Origin of the sequence: Rossellomorea sp. RS05 (assembly GCF_039822645.1) — a bacterium.
Classification (GTDB): Bacteria; Bacillota; Bacilli; order Bacillales; family Bacillaceae_B; genus Rossellomorea; species Rossellomorea marisflavi_B.
On record NZ_JBDKWY010000001.1, the window covers coordinates 1,358,308 to 1,373,222 of the forward strand.

The window sequence follows — 14,915 nt, forward strand, 5'->3', positions numbered from 1 at the left end:
GACCAGAAGCATAGAAAAAAGGGGTGGATTTCTCCACCCCCTTTTGGGATCAGTTGCTCTCTTCCCTTATTTTTTCCTGCTGCTTTTCTGCATCTTTTGCATTCTCGACTTTTTTGTCCACGGTGTTTGTATCTCCAACGGTCTTCGCTCGTTCTTTCTTCAATTCAAAATATTTGTCCATGACCCGTTTGGCGATCTTTTTGTTCGTATAGGGATCGCTCACCCCACCAGCTTGGATGTGGGAAGACGGGACGACGGTTGCATACGCCACTTCCGGGTTGTCAAACGGTGCGTATCCAATAATCGTCGTATTGTAATTCAGCTTGCCGTCCACGTACGTTTCGGCGGTACCTGATTTACCTGCCGCATTATACGGGGCGTCCTTGAACTCATTGTAGGCCGTTCCATCTGGGTTATGATAAACGCGGTAGAATCCTTTTTGTACGTGTTCGATCTGATCTTGTGTGGCATCGATTCTGTTTAGTACCTTCGTCTCGTCTTCGAACAGGACGGAACCGAGACTCTTCTTATCATTGGTCGGCTCCCGGATTTCCTTCATCATATGGGGCTGAACCCTGTACCCATCATTGGCGATCGTCGACACATACTGAGCGAGCTGCATGGTCGTGTAGGTATCGAACTGCCCGATGGCGAAATCAAGGAGGAAACCTGGATCCGTAGCTGTCCCTTTCAGACCTGGAGACTCACCAGGAAGGTCGATACCAGTCGGAACACCGAGACCAAATTGGGCGAAATGCGTGCGGAAGGTATCGAATGCCTCAGGATTATTCACGATCGGCTGATTCGGTACGTAACGTCCCCCTGCAATCCGCAGGGCCACTTTCCACATATAGGAGTTTGATGACTTTTCCAATGCGAACAAATCGGTGATCGGCATCTGCCCATATTTGTTGAACCAGGATGATTTCGGAGGCGTACCTTTGATCTTCAGAGGTTCGTCGATCAACGTTTCGCCCGGTGTCAGGTTCCCAGTCATATAACCCGTCAGGACCGTGGCCCCTTTCACGACGGAACCGACCTCGTAGGAGGAGGTGAAGGTACCGAGTGCCGCATCCCTCATCTCATACTTGCCCGTCTCTTCATTCTTCATATATTGCTTTCCTGCCATGGAGAGGATCTCACCTGTATTCGGATTGATCATCACCACATAGGCACGGTCGAGGTTCGGGGATGCACCACGATCCTGTATTTGTTTCGAAAGCTCATCTTCAATGATTTTTTCCACTTCTCGTTGAAGCTCCATGTCGATGGTAAGGACGACATCCTTTCCACGTTGTCCTTCCTGGACAAGAAGGGATTCGATGATGCTTCCGTTTTTCGTAATGTTCTTCATCTGCTCTTTTTGACCTTGGAGCAGGTCCTCATATTGAAGTTCCAGATAGCTTTTCCCTACCCGATCGTTCCGATTATATCCTTCTGCAAGGTATGCATCGACGAGATTTTTCGGAAGACCTTCCCTGGCAGAGGATACGTTCCCAAGGATGGTTCTCAGAGTATCATCGAATACATAGGACCGCTTCCAATCCGTGGTCGTATTCACTCCGGGCAGTTCGTTCAAGTGCTCACTCACCTTGGCAAACTCATCGGGCGTCACGTCTTCATTTTTCACGATCTGTGGATTCAAGGCGTAGCCACCGGCAAACTCTCGGTAGATGGCAATGATCTCAAGATCCTTTTTTGATAGGGATTCAAGTTTGTCGTCGGTGATGCGGTCCAGCCTCATCTTGTATACCTTGGCATTCACATCATCTTCAGAGAGTTCTTCATCCGCTTGAAGCTTCTTGATTTCAGAAGCGGATACCAATACCTCTGCTTCGTCGCTATTTTTGATGATCCAATAATCCTTTTTATCCCGGACCGTCACACTTTCCGGGTCTTTGTCAATAAACTCTGAAAGCTTGGTGGCGACGTCGATCATCTCTTCCGTCGTTGTTGTATTCGTCCTCGTATATGTGATGGCATTCAACGGGACATTATCCACGATGACGTTGCCATATCGATCATAAATCTTCCCACGAGGAACACCGGTATTCACTACCACATCCTCGGTCCGTTCCACTTCACTCTTGTAGCTTTCCCCATTCACGATCTGGACTACGCCCAACCGGAGCACCAGCATGGAGAACAACAGAAAAACAGCAAAAAACAGCATATTCATCCGAATGGGGACGTGCGTTTTCTTTTTCCTTTTACTCCTTTTCAATCCTTCCAACCCTTCCTCTATGTAAAAATTCTATCTATTTATAGTGTATAAAAAAAGCGGCTGAGTTTCTAGCTGTAACTATAGGGAGGGATATTTTCCCTCCCTTTGAGGAAATTGGCTAGGACTGCTGGAATTGAATCTTCCGGATGAAAAAGTAAATTACACTGTGCCCGGCACCAAGCAGCAAAAGGAGTATTGGAATGCTCACGTCCTGGTCGAATAGGGTCACAGCTGCGATGAAAGCAAGGACTGAAACAATCCTTCCACCGTTCAAGAACAGCTCGCGGACGACGATGTACTCAATACGCATTTCAGCCGCCTTCCAGCCGGTACCGATGACGTCATAAGTCATGGAGATATAGGGGACGAGCAGGATGGGATAAGCAATAGCAATCAAGCCAGCATAAATCAGGAGGCGTGTGTACGTCACATCAAAGACGATCAAGAAAACAGCGAGATAGAGAAGGATACCGCCGAGCAATATCGCTTTTTTCCTGAATTCCTTTTTAATGACCCTCGAGGCGATGTAGTAGCTGATGAAGGCTATGCCGGAGTTGACCAAGCCGAATGTCCCCAGTGCGAATTCACTTCCTGTACTAATGTAAACAAAGACGGAAATGGCAAATATGAACGTCCCTTCCCGGATTCCCTGGAAGAAATGGGCATTCGTGATCCTCCGCCAGTTCGGATCATTGCCCCTTTCCTGAAAAATCCTCCAGAACAGATACTGTCCGTCTGCCGGTCTCCTTTTCAGGAAAAAGCTCAGCACGACCGCCACCGCAAACAGGAACAGTGAGAGCCCGAAGACGATGGTATAGCCCTGGAATGAATCAAATCGGGAAATGATGAATCCCGCAAGCATCGGTCCGATAATTCCGCCTGTAGAAGTCAGGATCCCGAGGAATCCATTAAAGAAATCCCTCGTCTCCGGCTCGGTGATCTCGAATGTGAGCACGTTGAAGGCAAGCCAGTAAAACCCATACCCGATTCCAAGCAGTGCACCTAGGACAACAAGGTAATGCTCAGCCAGGGAACCGAACGAAAGGACCGAAATATAGAAAAGCGCGAGGAATATGACGCCGATTCGAAGGACGATCACCCGGTCGACCTTCTTGGCCCACCTTCCTGCCAAGATGAATGTCAATGGCTGAAGGATGACGACAGTCAGATTGTAGATCCCGAGGTCGACAAATCGACCCGATTGCTTCCACAGATAAATATTGACGAACGTATTCGACAAGGCGATGCTCAATGAGTACATGCCGCCGATCAATAAGAGCAGCGTCAATTCTTTCGTTAAATCAATATCACCTAAAAATCGTTTATAGCTCATAGCAAAACTCCCCTTTGATGTACACCTATTCTTTGAATAAGGAAGGGAAGTTATGCAGGAAAAAAGGGGGCTCCCGATAATGGGAACCCCCTTGCAGACTTCATGAAATTATTTAGCAGCGCTGTAAAGCTTAGCCACTTCATCCCAGTTGACTACGTTCCAGAACGCTGAGATATAGTCAGGACGACGGTTTTGGTAATTGAGGTAGTAAGCATGCTCCCAAACATCAAGTCCAAGGACCGGCGTTTTGCCTTCCATTAGAGGAGAGTCCTGATTCGGTGTGCTCGTTACTTCCAATTCTCCGTTGTTCACAACAAGCCAAGCCCATCCTGAACCGAAGCGACCTGCACCTGCAGCTGCGAATTCTTCTTTGAATTTGTCGAAGCTACCGAATTTAGATGTGATGGCATCAGCCAGTTCGCCTGATGGAGTGCCTCCGCCATTAGGTGAAAGAAGCGTCCAGAATAGAGAGTGGTTGGCATGACCGCCACCGTTGTTGCGCACAGCAGTACGTGCACCTTCAGGAACGGCATCAAGATTCGCTACAAGCTCCTCGACAGATTTGCTGAGAAGGTCGTCGTGACCTTGAAGGGCATCATTCAATTTTGTTACATATGTGTTATGGTGCTTCGTATGGTGGATATTCATTGTTTCCTTGTCGATATGAGGTTCCAATGCGTCATACGCGTAAGGCAGTTGTGGTAATTCGTAAGCCATGATTAAATTCCTCCCTATGTAAGTTTGTCCGGACTTCTAGTTCCGGCCTGTTTCAGTTTAAGATTACCAAATCTCCACAGCAGGTTCAACTGATTTGCTTGGACCTCCGTGACCGATACTTCTATAAAATACCCGTTCTTCCTTAACTTAATCCCCGGCTTCCGGGTAAAATTCAGATCACCCAGAAGAAATAGACAAGCATGGCGGCCTGGATGAGCCCTTTTGTGATAACGCTGGATATGAAACCGATCACAGAACCGACCCCCACCTTCACGGCCTGTATGAATGACGTCCGCTTGATGAGCCACTCACCAAGAATCGCTCCGATGAACGGGCCGATGATGATTCCAAGGACCGGGATGACGAATGGTCCTGCAAGGAGCCCGATCGTACTTCCCCACACACCGGCCTTCGAACCGCCAAACTTCTTGACGCCGATGAGATTGGTGACATAGTCGGCACCAAACAGGAGGATCACGAACAGGATCTGGATGGTCCAGAACAACCAGTTCATCGGTTCAAATGAGAAGAAGACCCCATATAGAATGTAACCGATGAGCAAAAACAACACTCCGGGTATGATCGGATAAATCAATCCGGCAAACGCGACAACAAATGCCACAATGATTAAGCTCCAATACAACACGTCCATCTATCCATCTCCATTCGTTAGAAAGGAGACCTTCAAACGAGGTCCCCTTTGTTCTTCATTATTTTAATTCTAGCACAGCTTCAGCGATATTGACGGCATGATCACCGATTCTCTCAAGATTGCTAATGATATCCACGAACACGATGCCGGACTGACCCGTACATTTACCTTCATTCATGCGCAGGATATGTTGCTTCCTCAGTTTACGCTCCATCTTATCAATGCGATCTTCTTTCTCGATGACTTCTCGTGCTATCTCCAAGGAATTCACATCCAACGCCTCAATGGACTGGCTCACAGTAGAGATCGTAAGGGCAAACATTCCCTCAAGGTCGTTCATCGCTTCCTCGGAAATCTTCACTTTATTGGACTGCTGATATTCCACAAGCTCCACGATATTTTCGAAATGGTCACCGATCCGCTCGATGTCCCTGACGGTATCCATAAGGATTGAGTGACGCTCTGATTCCATCTCTGACAGAGAAGCTGAAGAAAGGTCCACTAGATAGTCAGTGATCTTCTTATCCAGGTTGTTGATGGCCCCTTCAATCTGATAAGCTGTTTCGGCATTCTTTGTATTCTTTGTTTTCAAAAATTCGTTCGTTTCTTCAAGACCCTTTACTGCGAATTGGCCCATACGCAAAACTTCTTCTTTGGCCTGCCCAATGGCGATGGCAGGTGACTGCTGGATGAAAACAGGATCAAGATGCTGTGCGTTGTAATCAATAATCGCATCTTTACCAGGGATCAACTTCGTCACGATATAGGCAAGAACTGCGATGAATGGGAATTGAATGATGGTATTGGTAACATTGAATGTACCGTGTGCAAATGCGATTGTCATTGGTTCATTCAGATTTAGGGATGACTGAAGGAACAGAATGAATGTTGTGAATAGTGGCAAAATAATCAGGAAGATCGTTGTTCCAATCAAGTTGAAAAGCACGTGTACTGCTGCTGTCCTTCTTGCAGCAACGCTGGCTCCCAAGGCAGCAAGGACCGCTGTGATCGTCGTACCGATATTATCACCAAATAGGACAGGAAGTGCTGCATTAAGATCCAGCAAACCGGAGCCATACAGTTCCTGAAGGATCCCGATTGTGGCAGAAGAACTTTGGACGATCAAAGTAAATACTGTCCCCACGACTACACCAAGGATCGGATTGTCGCTCAGGGTGACTGTGAGTTCATGAAAAGATTGCAAATCCTGAAGCGGCTTCATTCCTCCGCTCATCAACTCGAGACCGTAAAAGAGTCCTCCAAAGCCGAAGACCATCTGACCGATGTTCTGTATCTTCTTATTTTTAAAGAAGAACAATAGGATCGCTCCAAGGGCGATGATAGGCAGTGAATACTCGCCGATGTCAATCCCGATGATGAAGGCTGTGACCGTGGTTCCGATATTCGCCCCCATGACAACACCGATAGCCTGTCTGAGGGTCATGAAGCCTGCACTTACCAGACCGACGACAATGACGGTCGTCCCACTGCTCGATTGAATCAGGACGGTCACAAAGATCCCTGCCAATACGCCCATGAATGGATTCGTCGTGAACTTATCAAGGATTTCCCTCAACCGGTCCCCGGCAGACTTTTGAAGTCCGTCCCCCATGTATTTTATTGCGAATAGGAAGATCCCAAGTCCTCCTATAAACTGAAACAACATTTCTTGCCAATTCAATTCCATTCCTTCAACCCCTAAGCGTTAATTTCGACACTGATTTACAAAAACCCCATCACCTTTATAAATTATTTTAAAGAACAGGTAAATAGTTTACGGTCCGAATTTACAATAGATTAATAATATGACCATTTTGTTACATTCCGATTACAAAAAGACCTTTTGATCTTCTCTCTTCAAGGGAATGTTCATAAAGTTGTCCGATTCCAACTTGTAACGCAGTGATGGATACGATTAAAATAGAAGAGATATGCCGAGAAAGGAGTTGAGGTTTTGAATATTTTCAAACAGCTGATAAAAAGTATTCATTCACCAAAACATATAGCCGCATTCCGCTTTCAGGGAATCGGGAAAACCATTTTATACATATTCCTACTGACTTTCTTGTCGGTCATTCCTCAGGTGATCGAGCTGACTTCATTTTCTACAGATGCCATCCATGACGTGGAGGATGCCCTGGAGCATAACATTCCTTCATTCACCATCAAGGATGGGGAACTCATATCCGATTCCAAAGAACCCATCATCGTAGAAAAATCCGACATGACCATCGTATTCGATAGTACCGGCGATACGGAGGCTGCGGATGTGGATGAAGATAAATCCATCGCGTTTCTGAAAGATTCCATCGTGGTCAATATGTCGGGTAGCGTTGAATGGAGCTACTCCACAATTGGTGCAGAAGACACCACAAAGGAGAAGGCGCTATCCACTGTAAGGATGATGGATAACCTGAAATGGATTTTCCTCCCAGTGGCTATGGTCAGCGTCTACCTGTTCAGTTCTGCTGTGATGTTCCTAAAGATCTTGATTTTCTCTCTCATCGCAACGGCATTTGCAACGGCCATGCAAAAGCGGGTCAATTATCGCCAAGGCTTCCGCGTCACAGCGTATGCCGCTACACTCTCAACCTTGTTCTTCGCAATCATGGAACTCTTGAAGACCCCGGTTCCGGCTGCGCCGTTCGTCGATTGGTTCGTCATCACCGTCATCATCTACCTTTCGGTAAAAGAAATCCCTCAGCGGAAGGCTTGACCATCTGGAGCGCCCATCAATGGGCGTTCCTTTTTTTATAGCGGATCACATACATATGCATCAGAGTCAGAAGGGCGATGAAGGCGAACGTCCACCCGTACATACTCACAACGTCCTCCTTCCACCTTCCATATGCAATCGGCCCAAGGGCGACACCTGCAAATCGGCTCGTTCCGTACAAACTGACCACGAGTCCCCTCTCTTCCTCTCCCACTGCCCCGGTCACTTCGGAGTTAATGACAGGCATTATGAGCCCCAGACCGCCAAAACAGACTGTCAGAAGAAACATGAGCCCGCTCAAGGAATGCCATAAGAACAATCCACCGGAAGCAGCCAGCATGAGCACCGTCCCCGTACCCATGAATAGGCCTCCAGCCCCTTCCTTCAGACGCTTTCCGCACCAATAGGACGTCACTACCATGGCACCCAAGGGAAAAAGAAAGGCAAACCCTTTGAAGAATCCATCGATATGAAAGATATTTTCGATATGGTAGGAAAGGAAGTAAAGGATGCCGAATAATACAAACAGACCCGTTCCGCCCATCGCATAAAGAGGAACCAACAGCCTCCAGTTCCGCTTCAATGTTGACTGAACATCCTGCATATAACAGCGGAAACCTTGGATGGAGCCGGAGCTTCTTTTCTCTACTGAGAGCTCTTTTCGCATACCTGCAAGGATGAGGAAGCTTACCAGGATATAGACCCAGAAGATGTGGTTCCAAGGGAGCAGAAATGCCAATGTGGCACCGAGTATGGGGGCAAGCACCTTGCCAACCCCGTTGGATACCTCTAGAGAAGCGAGAACACCCGTCCGCTTCTCACCGCTGAACAGGTCCCCTGTGAGGGCCATGGCAAGAGAAGTGGTCCCCGCGGCACCCAGCCCCTGGATCATGCGCCCCGTCATGAATAGAAGTCCTGAGCCCCCACCACTCATCACACAAATCAGACTCCCCAGCATCATCAAATAAAGGGACCACTTCACCATGAAGCTTCTGCCAAAACGGTCGGAAAGGACTCCGACCGCCGGAATGACAAGAGCTGCAGGAATCGTGAAGGCGCTTAAGATAAATCCACTCCACGCTCCTTCCAAGCCCAGTGATTGTTCAATTTCAGGCAATAGCGGAATAAGCATGGAGTTTCCAAGCACCATCAATAGTGGAAGTAGTAGGATGACAAACTCCAGACGTGTCATTTTCATCATAAGAAACTCCTTTTCCAAACGAACAAAACCAGGAGGAATGTTGATCATGAAGAGGGTCGCCGTTTTTGTAGGTGTGATCATTCTGTTATACAGTGTGTATTATGACTTGAATAAAGGAACATTAACCTTACTACATGAAGAATCAGTAGAGACTGCCGCTCCAATGAAGGAGCCCATCACCCCGGACGTCAGGGAGGTGCCTTATATCGAGACAAAGGTTTCCACAGGGGATACCGTGCTGAGCTTAGTGAAGGATGCTGTTGGCGGTCCCCTGCCCGTGTCTGTTGATCAAGTGATCCGAGACTTTGAAGAACTGAACGGGATCGGGGCTTCCGAGATTCAAGCGGGAAAAACCTACAAGTTTCCGAAATACCCCTCATGAATATGCTTTTTGACACCTATTTCTTGTCAATACCGTGCAAACACTGTTACAATAATTTCGTATTATGAATAGCTGAATAAGCTTTTTAAAGGAGCGAATCACACGTGAGTGAAATCATACATCGCACAAAAACACGCCCCGTCAAAGTCGGAAATCTGACAATTGGCGGAAATAATGAAGTTGTCATCCAAAGTATGACGACCACCAAAACCCATGATGTAGAAGCAACAGTAGCAGAAATCCACCGCCTGGAAGAAGCAGGATGCCAGATCGTCCGCGTCGCGTGTCCTGACGAACGCGCAGCAGAAGCCATTGCGGATATCAAAAAACAAATCAACATCCCGCTTGTCGTCGATATCCACTTTGATTACAAGCTTGCACTTAAAGCAATCGAAGGTGGAGCTGATAAAATCAGGATCAATCCTGGGAACATCGGACGCCGTGAAAAAGTGGAAGCTGTCGTCAAAGCGGCCAAAGCAAAAGGCATTCCGATCCGTATCGGTGTCAATGCCGGAAGCCTTGAGCGGAAAATCCTTGATAAGTACGGCTATCCGACAGCGGACGGCATGGTGGAAAGCGCCCTGCATCACATCAAGATCCTTGAAGACCTTGACTTCCACGATATCATCGTTTCCATGAAGGCATCCGATGTGAACCTGGCGATCGAAGCATATACAAAAGCAGCCAAAGCCTTTGACTATCCGCTTCACCTCGGTATCACAGAGTCAGGCACACTGTTTGCCGGTACTGTAAAGAGTGCCGCAGGTCTGGGTGCCATCCTCAGCCTCGGTATCGGTAACACCGTGAGGATCTCACTAAGCGCGGATCCTGTCGAGGAAGTAAAAGTCGCACGCGAACTGTTGAAATCATTCGGTCTTGCAGCCAACGCCGCGACTTTGATCTCATGCCCTACATGCGGTCGTATCGAAATCGACCTGATCTCGATTGCCAATGAAGTGGAAGAGTATATCTCGACCATCAAGGCCCCGATCAAGGTTGCGGTACTCGGTTGTGCCGTGAACGGTCCCGGGGAAGCAAGGGAAGCCGATATCGGTATCGCCGGAGCCCGTGGTGAAGGACTTCTATTCCGTAAAGGAAAAACGGTCCGTAAAGTACCTGAGGAAACCATGGTCGAAGAGTTGAAAAAGGAAATCGACAAAATTGCTGAAGAATACTTTGCCAAACAGGAAGAAGAGAAGAAACAGTTGGAAGTATAAATGAGAAAGAGAGGACTGATTTTCATCAGTCCTCTCTTTTTTGTATCTTGAAATGCTCCCACTTCCAAGATCATGTTAAAAGAACGGCAGTACGAATATCCCGATAATCAGGGAAACGGCTCCGACTCCAATCGCCCACGCTCCCAGCGTTTCTGCGCCTCGTCGCCTTGCCACGAATCCCAATACGATGCCCACCGCTCCAAGTATGACCGGGAGGATGAACAACGACAAGATAGAAAGGGCAAGTGCCGAATACCCCATTACACTTCCAGAAGTGGATCGCTCCTCTACTTCATCCCGTTCATAAGCATCTACATCACGGATGGAAAGCGGAGCAGCGATTTCAGTCGCTGTTTCTTCACGATAGTCTTCTGTCACAAGATTTGTCGCCTGAGTGTCGTGAAAACCGATTTCATCTTCACGCTCAATCTTCATTAGCTCATGCTTCTCTTCTTCATTCATACTGCAATCCCTCACTTTCTGAGTATGGGAGCCTTCTTAGTGTTCGTTACGACCGTTTTTTTACTATGCTAATGTTTGCTATTTATGTGCGAGTGGTGGAAGGAAAATGAAAATCCGCTTACGGGCAAGCGCGGAGTATGTTAAACTTGAAGGAGTTTTGATACAGAGGAGCTTGATAAAAAATGAAACGCTTTGGAATTGACATAGACGGTACGGTTACGTCCCCTGCCTCCCTTCTGCCTCATATAAATGATCATTTTGATTTGTCATTGACACTTGATGATATCACCCAATATGAACTGACGGAGGTCCTCAATATTTCCCCTGCTGAATTCGGGGCGTGGTTCACGGACGCTGAGCCGATCATTTACAAAGATTCTCCCCTTGCAGATGGTGCCAAACACGTACTGGATCAATGGAAGGAATCACACGAATTATTCTTCATCAGCGCAAGGAGATCAGATCTTTTACAGGTCACCAAGGACTGGTTCTCTAAAAGCGACCTGACCTACCATCATATCGAACTTATCGGTTCGCACGATAAAGTTTCGACGGCCAAAAAATACGATGTCGACCTCTTCTTCGAAGATAAACATGACAATGCCGTCGCGATCCATGAAGCACTGAAGATTCCTGTCCTTCTCTTCAATACCCCATACAATCAGGATCCGATACCTGACGGTGTCATCCGTGTAAACGATTGGGAAGAAGCTGAAGCATGGGTGAAGAATTGGTTGTCATAATATAAAAAAGCGGCCCGTGGGCCGCTTTTTTATATTCTTATAACGAGTGAAATAAATGCTTGAAGCGATCGATTCTCTTCCTGTTCGCCTTGAAATCATAGTAGCCTAGCCGGGATGCCGATCTGATGTGAAGAAGATGATTGTATTCATCTATATAAAACTCCACATCATCCTTGAATTTTAAAAACTTTGTACTGAATACGGCATGGATGTATTTCGGGGTTTCCTCCTTCACCTCCGTTTGATCAAAGTGGGCAAGGGCCACATGAATCTTTTCCTTCACCCTTTCAGAACTCTCTTCAATGGGAATGGGTGAAATCCGATGGTAGGAAGTAAGGTCTATGGTGCTCACACAATTTTTCTTATTTGATGGGCAATGGTTGAACGGTACTTTATCCACAGCAGATCGCTCCCTGTTTTTTGAATTCGCTCATTATTTTCCCCATTCTCCCTTTTTTAAACGAAGTCCAATATGTTTAACTTACCGTAACCACCCTTAAGAGGATAAAGAAGAAGCAGGACAACTGTTTTTCAGTCATAATAAAACCCGCATTCATTTACCCTCGGACAAGGAAATGAATGCGGGTTTCTCATATGTTTACTGAACATTTATCGTTCATTGTTGATTGGGGTACAAGACGCAGGCTCATGTGAGACCCTTCAGGCTTACCGGGGAGTCTCAACGGTCAACCCTAACCATGAGCGTATAAAGAACCTACATGGATCGTGCCCGTTATGACATGATCCCTTTTATTGTCCCGTCCTCATTGACACTGAGGACATTTTCCGTAAATCTCGAACTTATGTCCTGAAATATCATAACCGGTTTCCGATAGATCTTCCTTCAGGGCTTCCATCGGGCAGCTGTGGATTTCTTTCGTCTTCCCGCAGTCCATACAGATGAAATGATGATGGTGGTGGTTGGCCGCACAGGTGAAACGGAAATGGCGTTCACCGGACAGGTCCGTTTCCTCAAGGATACCGAGGTCTACGAACAAACTGAGATTTCGGTAGATCGTATCAAAACTCAACCCAGGATAATCGGCTTTCATATGTTCCAACACATCACGTGCCGTCAAGTATTTATTGGAAGACGAGAAAAGTTCCAAAAGCTGTTCCCTTTTCCCCGTATGCTTATATCCTTCTTCCTTCAATAACTCCAATGCTTGTGATACATTCATGCTCAATGCACCTCTACTTTCGAAGGTTTATTCGAACGTACCTTCTTGATGAGGATCGTCACCATCAGGATGATGATGGCGGTCACCACGATGGTCCCACCTGGCGCAAGATTTAGATAGAAGGCACTTACTAATCCTACAATAACAGATATCTCACCGAACAGCACTGCAAAACCAATGGTTTGCTTGAATCCCTTCGCGACCCGGATACTTGCGGCGACGGGCAGGGTCATCAAGGACGACACAAGGAGGATCCCCACGATCCTCATGGAAGCTGCAATCACTAGCGCGACCATGATCATGAAGATGAAATGAATCGCCTTGGCAGGGATGCCTGACGCCTTCGCGTGCTCTTCATCAAACGAAAGGAGGAATAGCTCCTTGTATAGGAGGAAGATGACCGTGATCACCACTACGCTGATGATGCCGATCAGATACAGATCCCCCCTGCTCACTGCACTGACGCTTCCGAATAGATAGCTGAATAAATCCGTGTTAAAGCCATCAGCAAGAGAAATGAAGATTGCACCGATCCCCACACCACCCGAGAGGATGATGGGAATGGCCAATTCCTGATAGTGCTTGTAAAGCGTCCTCAGCCTCTCGATGAATACGGAGCCCAATACTGAGAACACCATTCCGAAGTACAACGGATTAAGGGTCGCAAGTGAAGGGACCGTCTGACTCACATACAGGCTCGCTGCGATCCCCGAAAGGGTTACATGACTAAGGGCATCCGCAATGAGGGAAAGCCTCCTCACGACGATGAAAGCCCCTAGGAGCGGTGCGATGATTCCGATCAGAATCCCCGTCAAAAATGCATTTTGTAAAAACTCATAATGAAATATTGCTTCTATCATCGTTCCCTCTCCCCTTAAGCATGCTGATGATCATGGTTCAAAACGTGGACGTCATGACCGTAAAAAGAGGAAAGCTCATCGTCTTTTTGCTTTTCAAACTCTTCTGTATCACCATGAAAGTGCAGTTGTTTATTTAGACAGGCGACGTGGGTCACCTTGCTTGTGATCGTCCCTATATCGTGGGTGACCAGAACCAGGGTGATGCCAAGATCTCTATTGAGACGCTCCAACATTTCATAAAATGTCTGGACATTTTGTGAATCGACCCCTACGGTCGGCTCATCCAGTATCATGATGTCAGGCTTTGATACAAGTGCCCTGGCAATGAAAACCCTTTGCTGCTGACCACCTGAAAGCTCCCCGATGTTCCGGCGGGCAAAAGCCCCCATTCCAACTGATTCAATGGCTTCAAACACGTCTTGTTTATGCTGATGGGATATCCGCCGGAATAAGCCGGCTTTCTTTGTGAGCCCACTCGCGACAACCTCGAAAACCGTTGCGGGGAACCCAGTATTGAAGCTATTTGCCTTTTGGGAAACAAACCCGATCCTGCTCCAATCTTTGAATTTCTGAAGTGGTGTCCCGAAAAGCTCGATTTTTCCCTGCCGTAGCCTGAGGAGGCCAAGCATCAGTTTCAACAAGGTTGATTTACCGGACCCATTCGGTCCCACGATACCTAGGAATGCCCCTTGTGGAACGCTCAGATTGATTTCCTCAAGGACACGCTCCCTTTCATATCGAAAGCTTACATCTTCTATTTTAATGACTGGTGTCTCTCCATTCATGGCTATCAACTCTCTTTTTAAGAATCGTTACGATTTATGTCCATAGGGTAGTATACAACATGGGAATTTGATTGTAAACCATGGGGTATCGAGAAAAATCGTTGTCACTTTCTCTGCATTCACATCATATGTATCTTGTGAGGAGTGATTAGGATGAAACTGCTGCAAAATGTGATCAACCATAAGATCAACACGATCTCACAGGGGGAGCTCATGAAGTATGCCGGTCAGTACCAGGTCTCCCTCACCCCTGCACAGGCCGACAGCATCGTGAAGAGCGTCAAAGGGAAGAACATCGACATCTTCAATGATGCAAAGCGAAGTCAACTGGTGAAAGAGCTGGCGAGGGTGATCGGACCTTCCAAGGCAAAAGAGATTAACGGTCTCTTCCTGAAGCTGATGAAATGAAAGAAGGAGGCGCCCCTCAAAGGGTGCCTCCTTT

At 47.2% G+C, this 14,915-nt stretch carries 16 protein-coding genes; 5 read left to right on the forward strand and 11 right to left on the reverse strand.

Translation table 11 applies throughout. From position 1 onward, the window contains the following. Nucleotides 1-49: 49 nt before the first annotated feature. From ABJ225_RS07100 to ABJ225_RS07120, 5 genes are all read right to left on the reverse strand, one after another. Nucleotides 50-2,179, reverse strand: a complete 2,130-nt coding sequence (locus tag ABJ225_RS07100) for a peptidoglycan D,D-transpeptidase FtsI family protein (protein WP_218246214.1) — start codon at nt 2,177-2,179, stop codon at nt 50-52. Between the two features lie 163 nt (nt 2,180-2,342). Next, the gene (locus ABJ225_RS07105) at nt 2,343-3,557 is read right to left on the reverse strand and encodes an MFS transporter (RefSeq protein ID WP_347319157.1); all 1,215 of its coding nucleotides are present in this window, start codon (nt 3,555-3,557) and stop codon (nt 2,343-2,345) included. Between the two features lie 108 nt (nt 3,558-3,665). After that, nucleotides 3,666-4,274, reverse strand: a complete 609-nt coding sequence (sodA, locus tag ABJ225_RS07110) for a superoxide dismutase SodA (RefSeq protein ID WP_056535324.1) — start codon at nt 4,272-4,274, stop codon at nt 3,666-3,668. Between the two features lie 172 nt (nt 4,275-4,446). After that, nucleotides 4,447-4,926, reverse strand: coding sequence for a DUF456 domain-containing protein (locus ABJ225_RS07115; RefSeq protein ID WP_347319159.1), 480 nt, complete (start codon nt 4,924-4,926; stop codon nt 4,447-4,449). A gap of 58 nt (nt 4,927-4,984) precedes the next feature. Next, a complete protein-coding gene (locus ABJ225_RS07120; RefSeq protein ID WP_347319161.1) occupies nt 4,985-6,613 on the reverse strand; it encodes a Na/Pi cotransporter family protein in 1,629 nt (542 codons plus the stop codon). A gap of 267 nt (nt 6,614-6,880) precedes the next feature. Here ABJ225_RS07120 and ABJ225_RS07125 point away from each other — a divergent pair, with 267 nt between their 5' ends. Next, entirely contained in the window at nt 6,881-7,642 is a 762-nt protein-coding gene (locus tag ABJ225_RS07125) for a DUF1189 domain-containing protein (RefSeq protein ID WP_053426554.1), read from the forward strand. A 16-nt stretch (nt 7,643-7,658) separates the two neighbouring features. On the opposite strand, the gene ABJ225_RS07130 is transcribed toward ABJ225_RS07125, so the two are convergent. After that, nucleotides 7,659-8,840 (reverse strand): MFS transporter, encoded by a 1,182-nt coding sequence (locus ABJ225_RS07130; RefSeq protein ID WP_347319163.1) that lies wholly within the window; start codon nt 8,838-8,840, stop codon nt 7,659-7,661. Nucleotides 8,841-8,889: 49 nt separating this feature from the next. Here ABJ225_RS07130 and ABJ225_RS07135 point away from each other — a divergent pair, with 49 nt between their 5' ends. Both ABJ225_RS07135 and ispG read left to right on the forward strand, forming a co-directional pair. Beyond that, on the forward strand, nt 8,890-9,225 hold the full coding sequence (locus ABJ225_RS07135) for a hypothetical protein (protein ID WP_347319165.1): 336 nt from the start codon (nt 8,890-8,892) through the stop codon (nt 9,223-9,225). Between the two features lie 104 nt (nt 9,226-9,329). After that, nucleotides 9,330-10,442 carry a flavodoxin-dependent (E)-4-hydroxy-3-methylbut-2-enyl-diphosphate synthase gene (ispG, locus tag ABJ225_RS07140; RefSeq protein WP_048006111.1) on the forward strand — a complete coding sequence of 371 codons (1,113 nt, stop codon included), beginning with the start codon at nt 9,330-9,332 and terminating at the stop codon, nt 10,440-10,442. Between the two features lie 75 nt (nt 10,443-10,517). On the opposite strand, the gene ABJ225_RS07145 is transcribed toward ispG, so the two are convergent. Next, nucleotides 10,518-10,904, reverse strand: a complete 387-nt coding sequence (locus tag ABJ225_RS07145) for a DUF4190 domain-containing protein (protein ID WP_238281515.1) — start codon at nt 10,902-10,904, stop codon at nt 10,518-10,520. 182 nt (nt 10,905-11,086) lie between these two features. Here ABJ225_RS07145 and ABJ225_RS07150 point away from each other — a divergent pair, with 182 nt between their 5' ends. Beyond that, nucleotides 11,087-11,647, forward strand: coding sequence for a hypothetical protein (locus ABJ225_RS07150; protein ID WP_218246220.1), 561 nt, complete (start codon nt 11,087-11,089; stop codon nt 11,645-11,647). Between the two features lie 37 nt (nt 11,648-11,684). On the opposite strand, the gene ABJ225_RS07155 is transcribed toward ABJ225_RS07150, so the two are convergent. From ABJ225_RS07155 to ABJ225_RS07170, 4 genes are all read right to left on the reverse strand, one after another. Beyond that, nucleotides 11,685-12,047, reverse strand: coding sequence for a DUF1499 domain-containing protein (locus tag ABJ225_RS07155; protein ID WP_056535312.1), 363 nt, complete (start codon nt 12,045-12,047; stop codon nt 11,685-11,687). A gap of 364 nt (nt 12,048-12,411) precedes the next feature. Next, nucleotides 12,412-12,828, reverse strand: coding sequence for a Fur family transcriptional regulator (locus ABJ225_RS07160; RefSeq protein ID WP_218246221.1), 417 nt, complete (start codon nt 12,826-12,828; stop codon nt 12,412-12,414). 2 nt (nt 12,829-12,830) lie between these two features. Further along, nucleotides 12,831-13,688: a metal ABC transporter permease gene (locus ABJ225_RS07165; RefSeq protein WP_056535311.1), complete on the reverse strand. Its 858-nt coding sequence runs from the start codon at nt 13,686-13,688 to the stop codon at nt 12,831-12,833. Between the two features lie 14 nt (nt 13,689-13,702). Beyond that, complete coding sequence (locus tag ABJ225_RS07170; RefSeq protein WP_218246334.1) at nt 13,703-14,473, reverse strand: metal ABC transporter ATP-binding protein; 771 nt, start codon at nt 14,471-14,473, stop codon at nt 13,703-13,705. Between the two features lie 153 nt (nt 14,474-14,626). On the opposite strand from ABJ225_RS07170, the gene ABJ225_RS07175 reads away from it, so the two are divergent. After that, nucleotides 14,627-14,881, forward strand: a complete 255-nt coding sequence (locus ABJ225_RS07175; RefSeq protein WP_048006116.1) for a DUF2624 domain-containing protein — start codon at nt 14,627-14,629, stop codon at nt 14,879-14,881. Nucleotides 14,882-14,915: the final 34 nt, after the last annotated feature.